Source organism: Mycobacterium mantenii (assembly GCF_010731775.1).
In the GTDB taxonomy this organism is placed as follows: Bacteria; Actinomycetota; Actinomycetes; order Mycobacteriales; family Mycobacteriaceae; genus Mycobacterium; species Mycobacterium mantenii.
In genome coordinates this window covers 1,444,630-1,460,409 of sequence record NZ_AP022590.1, presented here as the reverse complement: position 1 = coordinate 1,460,409, position 15,780 = coordinate 1,444,630, and the positions used below count along the sequence as shown (strand labels likewise).

Here is a 15,780-nt window from a genome sequence, read left to right as displayed (position 1 = left end):
GCCGCGTAGGTCAATCGGCCAACGGGGCGAACATGAGCGCAGGATCGATGCCTAATTGTCGGGCGACGTGAGTGGTGTCCCAATACTCACGCCAGTGAGTGATCGCACCGTCGCGAACCGCGAAGAGCGCCGTGACGTGGAACGTGACGGCGTCGACGTCCATGCTCTGGCCGTAAGCGGCATGTATGAAATCGACCACGATCTTTTCGTTGTCGTTTTTGGTCGCAACACGTTTCGCCATCTCATCATCCTTCAGGGGTGATTGCAGTGCGCTATTCGTCGCACTGTAGATCGCTGCCAGTGGAATCGGCGCCGTTCCACGAAGCGCTTAACGCACGTTCAGGGACGAAACAACGTGATGATGGTGACGTCGTCGTCGGTGTGATCCGCCGCCATCGCCGTCCAGATTTGGGATGCCGCCATGTCGCCCGCCCGTCCGAGGGTCTCGGCCAAAAGGTCGAGCCCGTCGTCGATCGATTCGCCGCGACGTTCCACGAGGCCATCGGAGAACAACACCAGGCCGTGTCCGGGTTCGACGGCGAATGTGCTGGGTGCGTACGTCACACCCTTGATGCCGATCGGCGGCGAGAGCTTGATCGGTGCCGGGACCGCCCTCGCCAAGGAGTTCGTCAGGTACGGCATCAGGTGGCCCGCTGACGCGGCCTCCACCTGACCCGAGCCGAGATCGACCCGCGCGGCAATGACGGTGGCGAACGCGCCGCGCAGCATGTGCAGGCAGAAGTCGTTGAGCTGTTCCAGCGCCTCGGCCGGTGCGGCGCCGGCGAACAACTGAGCGCGCAGAGCATTACGCAGCGCCGCCATGGTGCCGGCTGCGGCGATGCCGTGCCCGGCGACATCGCCGATCAGCACGATCAACCGGCCGTCGCGGAGCTCGAACGCGTCGTACCAGTCGCCCCCGACGTTGTCCCCCGCCGCCGGTTCGTAATGCGCGGACAGGTGCCAGCTGTCGAACGTCGGGATCGACTCGGGCAGCAGGCTGCGCTGCAGCGTCTCGGCCACGCGCAGCGCTCCCCGGGTGCGGCGATAGAGCGATTCGACCAGCTGGCGCCGCAACGATCCGGCGGATTCGGTCTCGCTTTGTGACCACGGTTCACTGCGTTGGTGGACGATCTCGCGCCACCGGTCGAACGATTTGCGCGGGCTGAGCCGAAGCTGGTCGTCCTCGTTGACCGCGTTCGCCTTGTTGTACGGATCGCCGCCCCAGTCCACCGAGCGCAGCACCTCCCGCCGGAACCAGATGGCGTACTGCCCGTCGGGCAGATTGAGCACCAACGCGCCGGCGGCCACCTGCGGATCGACATCGAGTTCGGGCAGCGCCCGAGACAGGCATTCGCTGCAGGCGATCTCGTCGTCCGCGTCACGAGCCCAGGCGGCGACGGCGGAGACGATTTCTCGCGGTGGGACCGCGCCACGCATGCGGAGATCACCCCCGATGTTGATGATCACGCCGTCGGCGGGCACCAGGTCGAGCAGGTCGGGCGCCCCGAGCAGCGACTCCGACAGCGGCTCGCCGTCATCCAGCGCGGCAGCGGTGAGCTTGGCCAGGATGGCCTGCGCGGCCAGCCGCTTGTGGAGTTGCTCGTCCTCGAAGCGGTCGACCAGTCGCAGCGACAAGGTCGAGCCGAGGAACTCCGCCGCCGCCCGCGTGCCGAACGGCGGCAGGTGCGGACCGGCGTAGTGGTGGCAGGCGATCAGCCCCCAGAGCCGCCCCTGGCGAAGCAGCGAGATCGACATCGATGCATGCACACCCATGTTCTGCAGGTACTCGATGTGAATCGGCGAAACACTGCGCAACGTTGCATACGTGAGGTCCAGTGGCGTATTGCTCGCCGGGTCGATGCTCGGCACCAGCGGCGCCGGCGTGTAGTCGACGTCGGAGATCAGCCGAATCCAGTTCTTCTCGTACAGTGCGCGCGCCTGTGCCGGGATGTCGGTCGACGGGTAGTGCAGGCCCAGGAAGGAGTTGAGGTCGTCGCGCCTGGACTCGGCGACGACTTCACCGTTGTATTCCTCGTCGTATCGATACACCATCACCCGGTCGAACCCGGTCAGATCGCGGACGGCGCGCGCGGCGGTGGCGTACAGCTCGGTCAGGCTGGAGGCGCGGTTCAGCTCCTCCACCGCGCCGCGGACCGATTGGTAGGTGTTCGGAAAGGAGAACGGCCGCTCGCCGTAGGCGATCTCCAGTTCGACTAACAGCACACCGCCCGGCTCACGGTGCAGGATCGCGTCGAAGGCCCGCGGCTCCCCGGCGACCTCGATGGTGAGCTCCAGCGGGTTGTTTTGGCGCAGACTGCCGAAGCTCGCCGCCACCCGCTCGATGCGGGCGGCTTGTTCGGAACCGATCAGTGCCGACAGGTGCTCGCCCAGGACCGCTTCGACGGGACTGCCGAGCAGGTCGGCGACGTTGGCGCTGACCTGACGCACCTCGAACGCAGGCTCGTGCACGACCGCGAGCACACCGCGCGGCTGGATGCTGCCGGGGATGTGGATCGCTTCACGCGCACAGTTGTCCAGGTCGATCGGAGTGCCGACCGGTACGAGATTGTCGACCGGCTGATCCGGGGCTGCCGATGGCTCGACGCGCCGCCCGTCGCTGGTCACGTGAGCGGCTTTATCGCAGTGGTGAGGGGTAGCAGCCAGATCTCCAAGCTATCAATGTATGTCGGCATTCTGAACCAGGTCGGCCGCGGTTCGCATTTTCACGCGGATTTGCCTGGCTCTGATTTCTGAACGTGCTCAAGAAATTTTCCCCCTCCGGCTGCAGTACTCCGACCACGGCTCGGTCGCATAGGCCGCAGTCACCGCCCCCGTTGCAAGCACCAATGTAATCTGAACAGCTAATGTGCTCGATCGCCGTCCCGACAAGCCGCCGTCTGTCGGTGGCGATGAAAGAGGGCTCGGCGGCCGAACACGACGCCGCGGAGCAGAGCCCATTCATGTCCGAGTTGCTCGCCGGCCGGATCGGGGCGGAGGGCTATTCCGACTACTTGCTCCGCCTGCGTGTGGTGTACGCCGCGCTGGAGGACGCCGTGCGGGCCCGCCGTGACGATTCCATGGTTGCCGCCGTGTACGACCCGGCGCTGGAGCGCCTGACGGCTATCGACGCCGACCTCGACCACTGGCTGCCCTGGGGTGCCGCACGCGAGGTCGACTCCCCCGCGGCCGCGGCCTACGTCGAGCGGCTCGGGGCACTCACGTGGGGTGGTGCGCTGGTGGCCCACCACTACACGCGCTATCTCGGGGATCTCTCCGGTGGTCGGGGCATCGGGAAAATCCTGGATCGCGCGTTCGATCTGCACGGCGCCGGCCTTGCCTTCTATGAGTTCCCGGTGCGGCCCAAACCGTATAAGGACGCCTATCGGGCTCGCCTCGACGCTCTACGCCCCGACGCCGGCGAAATCGATCGCATCGTCGGTGAGGTGAAATATGCCTTCGCCCTGAACCAGGCCATCTTCGATGAACTCGCCGACAACATTGCGGATCATCAGCGCTGAGTCTGGGGCCGGTCAGACCTGGTTGAATCCGCCGTCGGCGGTCACCGTCGATCCGGTGGTGAAGCTGGACAAATCGCTGGCCAAAAACACTGCGGCATTGGCGATCTCGGTGGGATCGGCGAAGCGGCCCAGCGGGATCGTGGCGATGCGGCCGGCGCGGAACTCTTCGATGGATGCATCGGGATCGGTCTGGGCAGCCAATGTGTCGCTGCCGGGGGTGGCGGTGGATCCGGCCACGATGACGTTGACCCGGATGTTGCGGCCGGCGAGCTCGTTGGCCCAGGCGCGAGCCAGCGATCGGACGGCCGCCTTGGTGGCGGCGTAGATGCTCAGCCCGGCGCGGCCGCGGTCGGCGGTCGTGGACCCCGTCAGGATGACGGAGGCGCCGTCGTTGAGCAGCGGCAGCGCTTTTTGCACGGTGTAGATGACTCCCTTGACATTGGTGGTCAGCAGCGCGTCGAGGTCGTCCTCGGCGATCTCCCCCAGCCGCGCCACCCGGGTCGATCCGGCATTGGCCATCACGATGTCGAGGCCGTTGCCGGCGGCCGCGACCTCGGTGTAAAGCCGGTCCAAGTCCCCCGGGGTTCCGACGTCGCCGCGCACGGCCGTAGCGCGCGGGCCCAAACTCCTTGCCGCATCTTCGAGTTCGGTCTGACGGCGACCCGTGATGAACACCCGGTCGGCGCCTTCGGCGAGAAACCGCTGCGCCGTGGCCAGCCCGATGCCCGAGTTTGCGCCGGTGATGACAGCGGTCTTATGGTCGAGCAATCCCATTCAGTTCTCCTGAGGTCTGCGGGGCGGGTTTCGGTGAGCTACTCCCCCGGTATCCCGAAACTGATGAGTCCTGTTGCGGGCCGGTCTATTTGGCCGGCTTCGCTCGCTGCCAGGTCAGGCGCGCCTTGCGGAGTTTGCCTTTGATGAGCACGGGCTCGACGGGGCGTAGCTGCAAACGGTCATCGCCGACTTGGGCTGCGCGGTATTGCGTTACGCCGATCCAGTTCGGCAGCAGACTGACGTCGACGTGGTGGGCGATCGTGCCGTTGTCGTGGACGCTATACGGGCCCGTGTATGCCATATACCCTCTGGCCGCCGCGGCCAGTTCGTCGTTGCCGGCGACCTGAAGATCGCCAGAGGCAAACGGTGCGCGGTCGGCGCGCATGATCTGGGCGGACATGTATCCGTCGGCGGTGTACATGATGATTCCGCGGGCGTCGGAACCCAGCGGGTAGCGCATGTTTGAGCCATCCACGTCGGAGCTTTGGTAGGACTCCAACGTCCAAGCCCCAATGAGATATTCGCGAAGGTCTTCCTTGCTGAGTGCGGTCATTGCCGGCGGCCCCTCCCTGATGTGCTGTCGCCGCGTAACCTCAACCGCGGCATCGAGACACCTGCGCGCCGTCGACGCCTCGATAATGCCGCGCTGTGCCTGTGCCGGCACCATGGCCCCCGCGTAATCATCGCGGAGGGCGCGACCACGGCGAGCCTCCGGACGCAAGTTGTCTGCCGGCAGAGGTCGTCAGGACTTCAAATCCCCCGTCGGAGCAATGACTTTCGGCACTAGCTCGATGCGGCATTCGCGGTTTGGCTGGCCTGGGTAAGCAGCAGGTTTCCCAGCGAGGGAGGCCCAGGAATGACGGTCACCCATGTGCGCGGGCTGAGACGAGCGTCGCCGGTGTGGGCCATCTGCGTTGTAGTGACCGCACTGCTGAGCCATGTCGTGCTGCCGGCACCGCAGGCGTCTGCGGACTGCACCATGACCGCCGACGACGACCGTTACGTCACCTTGCTGGCCGAGAAGAACATCGTGCACGCGGCTGGTTACACCGATTGCCACGTGACCGCCGAGGGCCGGTGGTTCGCCGACCAGGTTCGTGCGTCCCCTGATCCGTTGGGCACTGCCCGGTCCCTGGTCAGGACGGTCATCGCCGGAACACCGTTGAGCGCTGAGCAAGCCGAGTGGGAGGTCGCGGCCGCGATTTACACCTACGCGCCGGAGATGATCCAGGTGATCATGAATCAGGGCGCGGGGCCAGCGGCCTAGGCGTTCCCTGAGCCGACGGCGCGGGTCAAAATCCGCAACCACCCGGCACCCGCCGAAGCCTACTATTTCGGTAACGCATCGAGGAGCGGCTCAATGATCACGAAGGTACTGATCGGCGGGGTCATCGCCGTTGCGGCTGCCGTGAGCGCGGCAGCACCGGCGACGGCGGACCCGTCGACCACGACGACCTGCAGCTGCCAGCCACCGGCTCAGGGGGCCGGCACTCCCGCGCCGAGTTCCGAGCAGCTGGACCAGGGGCTGCGGCACGCTCTGTCCGAGATGCAAGCCGGCCACCAGTAGCCGGAAGGCCGCCACCTCGCCGGGTCCGACGCCATCCCCGCCGTTCAGGCCGGCGCGACGGACGGGCGCCTGGGACACCAGCTCCCTCAACCAGACACGCGTGAGCCTGACTCGTATTGTCATGCAACATGATCGCCGCTTTGATCCCGTGGTCAGTGCGCCGCCCGCTGCGGGTGGCCGGCGGATCCCCGCGCTAGGCCCGGTACAGGCGCGTGGCGGCTCTGGTACTGGCGCTTGCCGGACTGGCGTTTCTCGACTCGCTCAATGTGCTCAACGTCGGGGTGGTCTCGGCCGTCATCTTCGACAGCCGGCTCGGTCGTCGGTCACCGGTCCCCGGCGCCCTGAGTTACGTCGCGGGCGTGTTCGCGGTGACCACCACGTTCGGCGTGTGCACCGTGCTGGGCATCGGCTTCATCACCGAGGTACTCGACTTTCACCTCACCCCGGCCATTCGCTTCCGGGGCGAACTGCTGCTGGGGGCCGTCCTGGTCGGTTTGGCCTTCTTCCCGCTGACCGCGCAATCGTCGGCACCGGGCTGGGCGCTGGCGGCGATGCGGCAGCGGCCGTGGCTGCTCGGGTTCCTTGGGTTGGCGGTGGGCAGCGGCCAAGCTCCGACCGCCGTGCCCTACCTCACCGGCCTGGCGATGCTCGCCGCCCTGCACCCGCGACCGCCGCTCTGGCCGGTGGTGATTATCGGCTACTGGGCGATCGCCCTCTCGCCGCCGCTGCTGATCCTCACTCTTTCGATGAGAAAAACCATGCGAGCCAAGCGCATTCAGCGCGGTATCGTGCGCGCCCTCACCCGCTACGGCCCGATGTCGGTGCGGCTGTTGTTTCTGGTCTTCGGAACCGGGCTCATCGCCGATGCCTTCGTCAATCACAGCGCGCTCTGGTGACGCGCCACAACTTCTCATGTCGTGCACAGCGAGCTGCATTACCTTGTCGCGTGTGACTGATCGTCAAATACGCGCGATGTCCTTCGGCTCGATCGCCGAGGACTACGACGCGCTGCGGCCACACCCTCCGCGGCACGCGGTGGACTGGTTGCTGCCGTCCGACTGCGAGGTGGCCGTCGACGTCGGTGCGGGCACCGGTCTGTTCACCCGCACGCTCGTCGGGCGGGCGGCGCAAGTCGTCGCGGTCGAGCCCGACGCGCGGATGCGCGCGGTGCTGGCCGAGAGATCCCCCGGGGTTCGCGCCGTGGAGGGCACCGGCGAGGCGATTCCGCTGCCCGACCATTCCGCGGACGCGGTGTTCGTCTCGTCGGCGTGGCACTGGATGGACCCCGAATGTGCCGTTCCGGAGATCGGCCGGGTGTTGCGCGACGGCGGACGGCTCGGGCTGATCTGGACCAGTCGAGATCGCGATGTGGACTGGGTCCGCGACCTCGACGTGCTGCCCGGCGACGATACGACCGAGCTGGATGCGCCCGACCGTTTCCGCCGGCGGCACGAGAACGTGGTGCTCCCCGATCCGCAGATCTTCCACAACGTCGCCAGCGAGAGGTTCGCATTCGTGCGGAGGATGACCATCGACGATGTCGTCGCGATGCTCGCCACCTACAGCCGGGTGATCATCACCTCGCCGGACGACCGCGCCCAGCGACTCGCCAACGCCCGCGCCGTCTTGACCGACCACTTCTCCGGCGCCGAGGCGATCGACGTCCCCATGCAGTCTCGGTGCTGGCGCGCCGACCGCATCGCGCGCGGCCGCTAGGCCGCTTCGGCTCGGTCCCATTTCTTGGATCTCGTAGACAGCGTGGGGTTAAGCGCATAACTTCTGCCGCATTCACGTCAGGAGGAGACGCATGTCGGTGCAATCGGTATTGGACGAGGTCCGCGCCCGCCGTTCGACGACGAGGACGAGGCCGTCGCGCTGGCCAACAACAGCACCTACGGTCTGGCTGCCACGGTGTGGACCAAGGACTTGGGCCGCTCCGATCGGCTGGCCAAGCGGCTCAAGGCCGGAACCGTCGGACTCAACTGCGCCTTTCCCTACGACCACTCGATGCCGTTCGGCGGCTACAAACAGTCCGGCTGGGGCCACGAGTCCGGCAAGGCCGGCATCGAGACCTACCTACAGACCAAGGTCGTCGGGGCGCAGATGTAGCGGCCTCAGGCCTGTGGTCCCTCCGGCGGCCAGTGCGCCCCGGGCGAGGCGTCGCCGGGGCTTTCGTAATCGCCGCGCGACAGCGGTACCCACCGTTCGCTGGGGGCGGGTTGCTTCGACGACGGAAAGTCGCGCAGGCTGCCGCTCGGCTTGGCGTCCCACTTGGCGAACGTCAACGGTGTCTGCAGCCAGGCGTGCAGAAGGTTGTAGGCGGCTTCCAGCGAATCGATGTGGGTGCGCTCCCAGCCATGACTGCCGTCGAGCCCGAAGCCGACCAGCGCGGCGCGGGTGTTGGCCCCGGCCTCGATAGCCGCCGCCGCATCGGAGCGGTAGTAGCGAAAGATGTCGCGGGCGAACGGGATTCCCTGGTCCTGTGCGAGTCGGCAGAGTTTGCGGGTCAGGTGGTAGTCGAACGGGCCGTGCATGTCCGCCATCGGGATCGTCACGCCGTCCTCGAGGGAATGCTGGCCGGGCGCGCACACCGCGTTGTCCACCGAGACCAGCTCGGCGACGTCCGCGGGCAGGCCGTGGCTGGCTCCGTGGCCGACCTCCTCGGTGATGGTGACCATGATCGTGGTGCGGTGCGGCAGCACCACCTTGTTCTCTGAGAAGTTCTTGGCCAGGGCGAGCGCGATAGCGACGCCCGCCTTGCCGTCCAGGTGCCGGGAGACGATGAAACCGTCGGCGGTGAGCTCGGGGCTGGTGATCAACGCCACGAAGTCACCGACTTGCAGGCCGAGCCGAACCAGGTCCTCCCGCGTGGACACCCTGCGGTCGATGCGAACCTCGACGTGCTTCCAGTCCGTGGGTTGCGTGTCGATTTCGTCGCCGAACGCGTGCCCGCTGGCCTTCAGCGGCATGACCGTGCCGGTGATGAACTCGTCCGGGTCGTCGATGAAGATGCGCACCCGGGCACCGGCGGCGAACCGCGCCGAAAAGGTGCCGACCGGAACGATTTCGAGGCGGCCGTTGTCCTTGAGCTCGCGGACCATGCAGCCGATGGTGTCGGAATGGACCACCACGGCCCGGTCGGTGGTCGCGGACGCACCCGCGAGTTCGGCGGTCAGCGCGCCGCGCCGGGTCAGGGTGAACGGCACCCCGAAGTCGTCGAAAATGTCGCCGATCAGCTGCATCACCGCGTCCGTGCGTCCCGACGGGCTCGGGGTCTGCAGCAGCGCGAGCAGCGTGTCGACCATCCACGCGCGGTCGGCCTCGGCCATGGCCGCGGTCTGGCCCACGTCATCTCCTCTCGAGTCGTCTCACAACGCGTTCAACCTACCGTGTGGCCGGCACTGAACGCCCGTCGTGGGCGGCCGTCGTGCACCCGCGCGGCCCGCCCGATATGTCCGCAGCCCCTAGGAAGCGGATTCCAGCTCGGAGATCAAATCCGCGAGGGTGAGGATGCGCTGGGCGTCGCGGACGTGCAAGCTCTCGATCATGCGGCCATCGACGGTGATGACGCTGGTTCCCGCGGCCTGCGCCTGCTCATAAGCTGAGACGATCTTGCGGGCGTCCTCCAGCTCTTTGTGTGACGGACCGAACAGCTCGTTGGCGGGGGCGATCTGCGACGGGTGGATCAGGGTCTTGCCGTCGAATCCCATCTCGCGGCCCTGCCGCGCCTCGGCCCGGAATGCGCTCTCGTTGGTGATGTCGTTGAACACGCCATCCAAGATGACCTTTCCGGCCGCCCTCGCGCCCAGCAGCGCCAGGCCCAGGGCGGGCACGGCGGGTGCGCGACCAGGGACGTGCAGGCCGTGCAGCTCGTTGACCAGATCGTTGGTGCCGACCACCAACCCGGCCAGGCGATCGCTGGCCGACGCGACCTCTTCGGCCCGCAGAAAGGCCCGGGGCGTTTCGATCATCACCCACAGCTGCATCGACTCCGGCGCTCCCAAAGTGCCCAGCTTGTTGGCCAGCGCTTGAACCTGTTGGCCTGTCTCGACTTTCGGCACCAGCACGCCGTCGGCGGTCGATCCGGCCGCGGCGGCCATGTCGTCTTCGTGCCAGTCGGTGTCCAGGCCGTTGATACGAACCACGACCTCGCGGGGCCGGTAGCCCCCCGCCGAGATCGCCTCGCACACCGTCACCCTCGAATCGGCCTTCGCATCGGGTCCCACCGCATCCTCGAGGTCGAAAATCAGCACATCCGCCGGCAGCGTTCTCCCCTTCTCCAGCGCGCGTGGCTTGTTACCGGGCAGGTACAGGGCGGATCGGCGCGGGCGCAGGGTCGGTGCCATGGAGTGCTTCACTTCCTGTCGTCGAGCTCGGCGCGGTTAACGGTCAGATTCCTGCGGGTGTGTGGTGCGCTCGGCATAGGCAGAAAGTACCCTTCGGTACCGGTGGCCTAGTCGCCGGTGGTGAACCTCACCGAGGGCGAATTGGCCGACGCGGTGGATGGATCCCGGAAGGGGAAAACGAATGTCATCAACTGATTCGGCGCGAACCGAGGGCGACAGCTGGGACCTGGAATCGAGCGTGGGCGCGACCGCGACCATGGTGGCGGCCTCCCGGGCGATGGCGTCCCGCGAGCCCGACCCACTGCTCGATGACAAGTTCGCCGAGCCGCTGGTGCGGGCCGTCGGGCACCCCTTCTTCACCCGCATGCTGGATGGCCAAATCCCGCTCGACACCGATGACATGCCGATGACCCTGCAGCAGCGGCGCGAGCAGATTACGGTGCGGACCAGGTTTTTCGACGACTTCTTCGGCGCGGCCACCGCGGCCGGAATCCGGCAGGCCGTCATCTTGGCCGCCGGGCTCGACGCGCGGGCCTATCGATTGTCGTGGCCCGCGGGCACCGTGGTTTTCGAGGTCGACCAGCCAGAAGTCATCGCCTTCAAGACCGACACGCTCGACCAGATCGGTGCCGAGCCGGCCGCCGAGCGCCGCACCGTCGCGATCGATCTTCGCGATGACTGGCCAACGGCGCTGCGCCACAGCGGCTTTGACGCCAACTCCCCCACCGCCTGGATCGCCGAGGGCCTGCTGCCCTATCTACCGCCCGAAGCCCAGGACCGGCTGCTGGACAACATCACCGCGCTCAGCGCCCCGGGCAGCCGGCTGGCCACGGAAAACATCACCGACATGAGCGTATTCACCGACGAACGGGCCCGGGCGATGCGCAGCGCCTGGCGTCAGCACGGACTGGACATCGACGTCGCCGAGCTGGTCTGGCTCGGCGAGCGGCGCCCGGCCGCTGAACACCTGGCCGGCACCGGCTGGAACGTCACCCGCCACCCCACCGAACAGGTCTATGCCCAATACGGATTCGTGCTACCCGACAACGAAATCCTCAAGCACTTCCGGCACGCGATCAGTTACCTCAGTGCCGAATTAAACTGAAACCGAGGTGCTTTCGCGGCGCTTCCGCTATGACCTGGCCTCCCGCCACTCGCGCTCGAAGGGCAGTCGCCACGCATTGGGCGCGATCAATTGGTGGATGGCGTTGGGTCCCCATGTGCCTGGCTGATACAGCTTGGCCGGCGGCGGATCGGTGAGGAGATCTTCCGAACGCTCCCACAATGATTCGATGCCTTCGGCCGTATTGAACAGCGTGTGGTCGCCCCGCATCGCATCGAGGATCAGCCGTTCGTAGGCCTCCAGCACGTCCACGACGGTGTCGATCTCCTGTGAGGAAAACTGCATGGACAGCTTGTCCAGCTTCATCCCGGGGCCGGGACGCTTGCCGTAGAAGGACAGCGAAACCTTCGAGTTGTCGGCGAGATCGAACGTGAGGTGATCGGGACCCTGGGTCCCGACGCCGGATCCGGGCGGGAACATGGTTCGCGGCGCCTCTTTGAACGCGATCGAGATGATGCGGATACCCTCGGCCATCTTCTTGCCGGTGCGCAGGTAGATGGGCACCCCGGCCCATCGCCAGTTGTCGATGCCGACTTTGAGCGCGATAAACGTCTCGGTGTCGGAATCCTTTGCCACCCCGTCCTCGTCGCGGTATCCGCTGTACTGACCGCGGACCACATTGGACGGCTTGACCGGCAGCATCGACCGGAACACCTTGTTTTTCTCTTCGCTGATGGCAAACGGTTCGAGCGCCGTCGGCGGCTCCATCACCACGAACGCCATCACCTGAAACAGGTGGGTTACCACCATGTCCTTGTACGCACCGGTCTCTTCGTAGAAGTTCGCCCGCTGGTCCAGGCCCAGCTCCTCGGGAATGTCGATCTGGATATGGTCGATGAAGTTGCGATTCCAGATCGGCTCGAACAGGCCGTTGGCGAAGCGGAACGCCAAGATGTTCTGCGCGGCTTCCTTGCCCAAGAAGTGATCGATACGGAAAATCTGGGATTCCTCGAAGGTTTCGTGCACGAAGTCGTTGAGCGCCACCGCGCTGGCCAGATCGGTGCCGAACGGCTTCTCCATCACCACCCGCGAGCGTTCTACCAGCTTGGCGTCGCTCAGCATGGTGATCACGGCGCGTGCCGCCTTGGGCGGCACCGACAGGTAGTGCAATCGCCGGACGTTGGGCCCCAAGTTGTCCTCGGCCTGCGCCACCGCCTCGGCCAGCGCCTCGGGCCCGGCGCTCTGTGGGACGTAGCGGACGATATCGGCGAAGTTCGCCCACTGTTCGGGCGTGAGCTTGTGGGTGCCGAAGGAATCGATGGCCTCCTTGGCGATTTCCCGGAATTCGTCCTGACTCAGGTCTTCCAACGACGTGGCGACGATCTGGATATTGGGCGCCAATTCGGACTGGTCCAGGTACGCCAGGCCGGGGATCAGCTTTCGTTTCGCCAGATCGCCCGTCGCGCCGAAAAGGACGATGACGTGCGGGTCGAGCGGGTCGGAGTGGTGGCGACGCGGGCGGGCGTCGGCACCCGGGTAAGCGATGGTCTGGGGTTTCTCGGTAGCCACTCTTGCGATACTTCCACCGCAGCGGCGCTGTGTCTCGTCCGTTCCGGGGGCGGCGGGGTCTGGTTAGCGAACGCGCGATCGGGTATTGAATAGCGGCGGGGCCCCGGCGCTGGTGCCCGTCGTCCGCCACCCAGGCCAATGGAAAGCGATATGACCAAACCCGACAAAGACCCGCTGAGCCGCGCTCAGGAGCTGGAACACATCGTCGATCAACTCGAAGAGAAAGTTACCGAGGAAAGCGAGGCCGAAGGCGTTCCCGGCAACCGCAGCGACCGGGAACAAGCGGATGTCCGAGGCTCGGCTAACGAGCCGCCGGACTGACGGGACGCCCGGACTGGACAGCGTCATCCGCTCGGCAGGTCGACGGCATGCGCCCGCAGCGTCGCCAGCAGCTCTGGTCTCGGCCATTCATTGGCGCGGTAGCGGACCGGATTGATCCCCGCAACGGGAAGGATGCCCACCGCGTCGACGACCGTCGGGAACGGGACGGTGAACTTGTCGTTCGACGGATCGCCGGCCAAGAAGGTCACGTAGTCGGTTTGCGGCAGCTCCCAGGGGACGCCTTCCCCCCACACGGTGATGGTGCGCGGGCCCCAGTCCGTCTCGATCATCTGCGCTTCGCCGACGTGTTGCGGGAACAATTCACGCGCGTAGTGCGCCCGCAGGAATTCGCTCTGATGGTTGTATTCCCTTGTGGCCAAGAGGGTTCGAGCCCGCAATGCCAACTCCCGCAGGGGGTGCGGGCCAGCCTGATCGAACGGCGCGATGATGCTGCCCTCGATCGTGTAGCCCTGCGGCGAGATGGGTTGCTCGGCATCGAGGTACATCCGCTCGGCGGCCTCGAAGAGCTCCGCGGCGTCGTCGGGCGCGTCGGTGCCGAGCAGCAGTACGCCGTCGCCGGGGAAGAACACCAGCGGGCGGGGGGCGCCGGGCACCGCGAGCGAACCCAGCCAACCGGCGGCGAGGATCAGAGAATCGACATAGGTGTCGCCGTCCGCGTCCTTCAACAGCAACTTCTCGCCCGGCGCGAAGACCTGTTGGCGCGCGGAAAGATTCTGCCTGGCCACCGCGAAGGCTTGATCACCGGTGATGGCCCAGGCATCCGTTTCGGCCGGGGTCACCATTGCCCGCACCGTGGGCAGGTCGACCACAACCATCTCGTTGATGAACGGGAACACCACGCGGACCCAGGGCTGAGCCCCGGTGTTGACCAGGTGGTTGACGTAACTTTGTGGGCGCAGCACGGGCCGGAGCAAGGGTTGGGCCTCGGCCCAATTCACGGGCGGTGTCGGGGGTTGGTCGGTTGCCATGTCCACGGTGCGCGCTTCCTGCTCTTGAACAGCGAACACGCACGTTACACCCTGCGCCATCCGATACAAGTCACCCTTTCCTGCGCACATCGTCCTCACGTCGCGGGGGCGCGCGGCCCGAACCAGGTGGCGAGGGCGTCGCGGAGTTCCGGGTCGGTTCGGGTGCCCACCCACGCGACGTGTCCGTCCGGCCGGATCAACACCGCCGGCGGTGCGCTCACCGGGCCCAGCACCGGAAGCACAAACGAGTCAACATGTTTCGCGTCAACCACGCGCACCCGGTCCGTTCGGGACCCGGTGTCGGTGCGGCCGCTGAAATGAAGCAGCAGCGGGCGGGCATCACGCATCAGGTCGAACACGCGCAGCGGGCCGTCGGTGGTGACAAGGTCCAAGTCGGGCATGCGGCGCCCCACCAGCGGGTGCCCCGCACCCAGGTCGTAACAGATGTCCAGCCCGGACATCATCGCGGCGAAGCGTTTGCGGGGTTCGTCCATGCCGAGAAGGTCGGACACGGTGTCGCGCAGCGCCTTCGTGCGCTCGTCGGGGTGCAGGAGCGCCATCTGCGCCAACGCGTTGCGCAGCACGCGCTGCGCGACCGGGTGGCGTTCGGCGTGGTAGCTGTCGAGGAGGCTGTCGGGCGATGTCTTGTTGACCACCTGAGAAAGCTTCCAGCCCAGATTCACCGCGTCCTGCACGCCGGTGTTGAGGCCCTGGCCGCCCACCGGGTGATGGATGTGCGCGGCGTCGCCGGCGAGCAAGACCCGTCCGCGCCGATAGGCAGCGGCCTGCCGCGCCGCATCGGTGAATCGGGAAACCCACGTGGGGCTATGGATTCCGAAGTCGATCCCATACACGGCGACGAGTGCCTCACTCAGGTCGCGCAGCGTGGGTTCGGTGGCGGGTCCAAGGTGCCGCTCAGTGACCATGACCCGCACCGGGCCGCCCTCCTCAACGGTGGACATGGCATGGACACCGAGCGCGTCGTGGCGGATGCCCCACTGCGGGGTTTGCCCGGTCGCGGCATCCATCTGGACCTCGGCGAGTAGATAGCTCCTCGTCGGGTCCCACCCCGGAAACTCGATACCGGCCGCCTTGCGGATGACGCTGCGTCCGCCGTCGCACCCCACGAGATACTGGCCGCGCATCACCCGGCCGCCGGACAAACTGACGTCGACGACGTTGTCGTCCTGCGCGAAAGTCGTGACCTCTTCGCCGCGATAGATCGGTACGCCGAGTTCGCGGATCCAGTCGGCCAGGATCTGTTCGATCTCGTTCTGCCACAGCGCGAGTCCGTAGGGGTGCCGGGTGGGAAAGTCGCTGATGTCCAACCGGATCTGGGAGAAGCCGGCGACCTGCGCCACCTTGCCCCGGGACAGGAATCGATCTGCGATGCCACGCTGGTCGAGAACCTCGATGGTGCGGGAATGCAGACCGCCGGCGCGAGCACCGATCAGGTGCTGGCTGGTGCGACGCTCGACAATGGCGGCGTCGACCCCCGCCAAAGCCAGTTCGCCCGCCAGCATCAGCCCCGTCGGGCCACCGCCGGCGATGAGCACCGCATGTTCGACGTCGCCGCGCGAGCTCCCCGAGAACCCCGAAACATCCACTTCGCCCCCGATTCGACCGAATTCTG

The 15,780-nt window shown here is 66.6% G+C and carries 16 protein-coding genes and 1 pseudogene; 8 read left to right on the top strand and 9 right to left on the bottom strand.

From position 1 onward, the window contains the following. Window positions 1–10: 10 nt before the first annotated feature. Entirely contained in the window at window positions 11–241 is a 231-nt protein-coding gene (locus tag G6N50_RS06660; protein WP_083092450.1) for a nuclear transport factor 2-like protein, read from the bottom strand. A 98-nt stretch (window positions 242–339) separates the two neighbouring features. Next, complete coding sequence (locus tag G6N50_RS06655) at window positions 340–2,625, bottom strand: SpoIIE family protein phosphatase (RefSeq protein WP_083092452.1); 2,286 nt, start codon at window positions 2,623–2,625, stop codon at window positions 340–342. A 239-nt stretch (window positions 2,626–2,864) separates the two neighbouring features. On the opposite strand from G6N50_RS06655, the gene G6N50_RS06650 reads away from it, so the two are divergent. Further along, window positions 2,865–3,518, top strand: coding sequence for a biliverdin-producing heme oxygenase (locus G6N50_RS06650; RefSeq protein ID WP_083092454.1), 654 nt, complete (start codon window positions 2,865–2,867; stop codon window positions 3,516–3,518). Between the two features lie 12 nt (window positions 3,519–3,530). On the opposite strand, the gene G6N50_RS06645 is transcribed toward G6N50_RS06650, so the two are convergent. Both G6N50_RS06645 and G6N50_RS06640 read right to left on the bottom strand, forming a co-directional pair. Beyond that, window positions 3,531–4,292, bottom strand: coding sequence for an SDR family oxidoreductase (locus G6N50_RS06645; protein WP_163650818.1), 762 nt, complete (start codon window positions 4,290–4,292; stop codon window positions 3,531–3,533). Window positions 4,293–4,377: 85 nt separating this feature from the next. Then, window positions 4,378–4,845: a lipocalin-like domain-containing protein gene (locus tag G6N50_RS06640; protein WP_083092458.1), complete on the bottom strand. Its 468-nt coding sequence runs from the start codon at window positions 4,843–4,845 to the stop codon at window positions 4,378–4,380. A gap of 303 nt (window positions 4,846–5,148) precedes the next feature. Between G6N50_RS06640 and G6N50_RS06635 the strand changes: the two genes are divergently transcribed. From G6N50_RS06635 to G6N50_RS06615, 5 genes and pseudogenes are all read left to right on the top strand, one after another. After that, window positions 5,149–5,559: a DUF732 domain-containing protein gene (locus G6N50_RS06635; protein ID WP_083092460.1), complete on the top strand. Its 411-nt coding sequence runs from the start codon at window positions 5,149–5,151 to the stop codon at window positions 5,557–5,559. Window positions 5,560–5,652: 93 nt separating this feature from the next. After that, window positions 5,653–5,859, top strand: a complete 207-nt coding sequence (locus tag G6N50_RS06630) for a hypothetical protein (RefSeq protein WP_083092462.1) — start codon at window positions 5,653–5,655, stop codon at window positions 5,857–5,859. Window positions 5,860–6,071: 212 nt separating this feature from the next. Continuing rightward, a complete protein-coding gene (locus G6N50_RS06625) occupies window positions 6,072–6,755 on the top strand; it encodes a GAP family protein (RefSeq protein ID WP_083092465.1) in 684 nt (227 codons plus the stop codon). Between the two features lie 52 nt (window positions 6,756–6,807). Continuing rightward, window positions 6,808–7,575 carry a class I SAM-dependent methyltransferase gene (locus G6N50_RS06620; RefSeq protein ID WP_083092467.1) on the top strand — a complete coding sequence of 256 codons (768 nt, stop codon included), beginning with the start codon at window positions 6,808–6,810 and terminating at the stop codon, window positions 7,573–7,575. A gap of 129 nt (window positions 7,576–7,704) precedes the next feature. Then, window positions 7,705–7,968, top strand: a pseudogene (locus G6N50_RS06615) (aldehyde dehydrogenase family protein); the annotation flags it as partial. A gap of 5 nt (window positions 7,969–7,973) precedes the next feature. On the opposite strand, the gene G6N50_RS06610 reads toward G6N50_RS06615, so the two are convergent. Continuing rightward, entirely contained in the window at window positions 7,974–9,206 is a 1,233-nt protein-coding gene (locus G6N50_RS06610) for an osmoprotectant NAGGN system M42 family peptidase (protein ID WP_083092469.1), read from the bottom strand. A 117-nt stretch (window positions 9,207–9,323) separates the two neighbouring features. Next, window positions 9,324–10,205 carry an HpcH/HpaI aldolase/citrate lyase family protein gene (locus tag G6N50_RS06605; RefSeq protein ID WP_083092471.1) on the bottom strand — a complete coding sequence of 294 codons (882 nt, stop codon included), beginning with the start codon at window positions 10,203–10,205 and terminating at the stop codon, window positions 9,324–9,326. Window positions 10,206–10,386: 181 nt separating this feature from the next. On the opposite strand from G6N50_RS06605, the gene G6N50_RS06600 reads away from it, so the two are divergent. Continuing rightward, window positions 10,387–11,310 carry a class I SAM-dependent methyltransferase gene (locus tag G6N50_RS06600; RefSeq protein WP_083092473.1) on the top strand — a complete coding sequence of 308 codons (924 nt, stop codon included), beginning with the start codon at window positions 10,387–10,389 and terminating at the stop codon, window positions 11,308–11,310. Between the two features lie 27 nt (window positions 11,311–11,337). Here G6N50_RS06600 and zwf read toward each other — a convergent pair whose 3' ends face one another. Then, complete coding sequence (gene zwf / locus G6N50_RS06595; RefSeq protein ID WP_083092475.1) at window positions 11,338–12,837, bottom strand: glucose-6-phosphate dehydrogenase; 1,500 nt, start codon at window positions 12,835–12,837, stop codon at window positions 11,338–11,340. Between the two features lie 138 nt (window positions 12,838–12,975). On the opposite strand from zwf, the gene G6N50_RS06590 reads away from it, so the two are divergent. Further along, on the top strand, window positions 12,976–13,158 hold the full coding sequence (locus G6N50_RS06590; protein WP_082951132.1) for a hypothetical protein: 183 nt from the start codon (window positions 12,976–12,978) through the stop codon (window positions 13,156–13,158). 23 nt (window positions 13,159–13,181) lie between these two features. Here G6N50_RS06590 and G6N50_RS06585 read toward each other — a convergent pair whose 3' ends face one another. Both G6N50_RS06585 and G6N50_RS06580 read right to left on the bottom strand, forming a co-directional pair. Then, on the bottom strand, window positions 13,182–14,153 hold the full coding sequence (locus G6N50_RS06585; RefSeq protein WP_083092650.1) for a hypothetical protein: 972 nt from the start codon (window positions 14,151–14,153) through the stop codon (window positions 13,182–13,184). An 89-nt stretch (window positions 14,154–14,242) separates the two neighbouring features. Beyond that, window positions 14,243–15,754 (bottom strand): FAD-dependent monooxygenase, encoded by a 1,512-nt coding sequence (locus G6N50_RS06580; RefSeq protein WP_282957571.1) that lies wholly within the window; start codon window positions 15,752–15,754, stop codon window positions 14,243–14,245. Window positions 15,755–15,780: the final 26 nt, after the last annotated feature.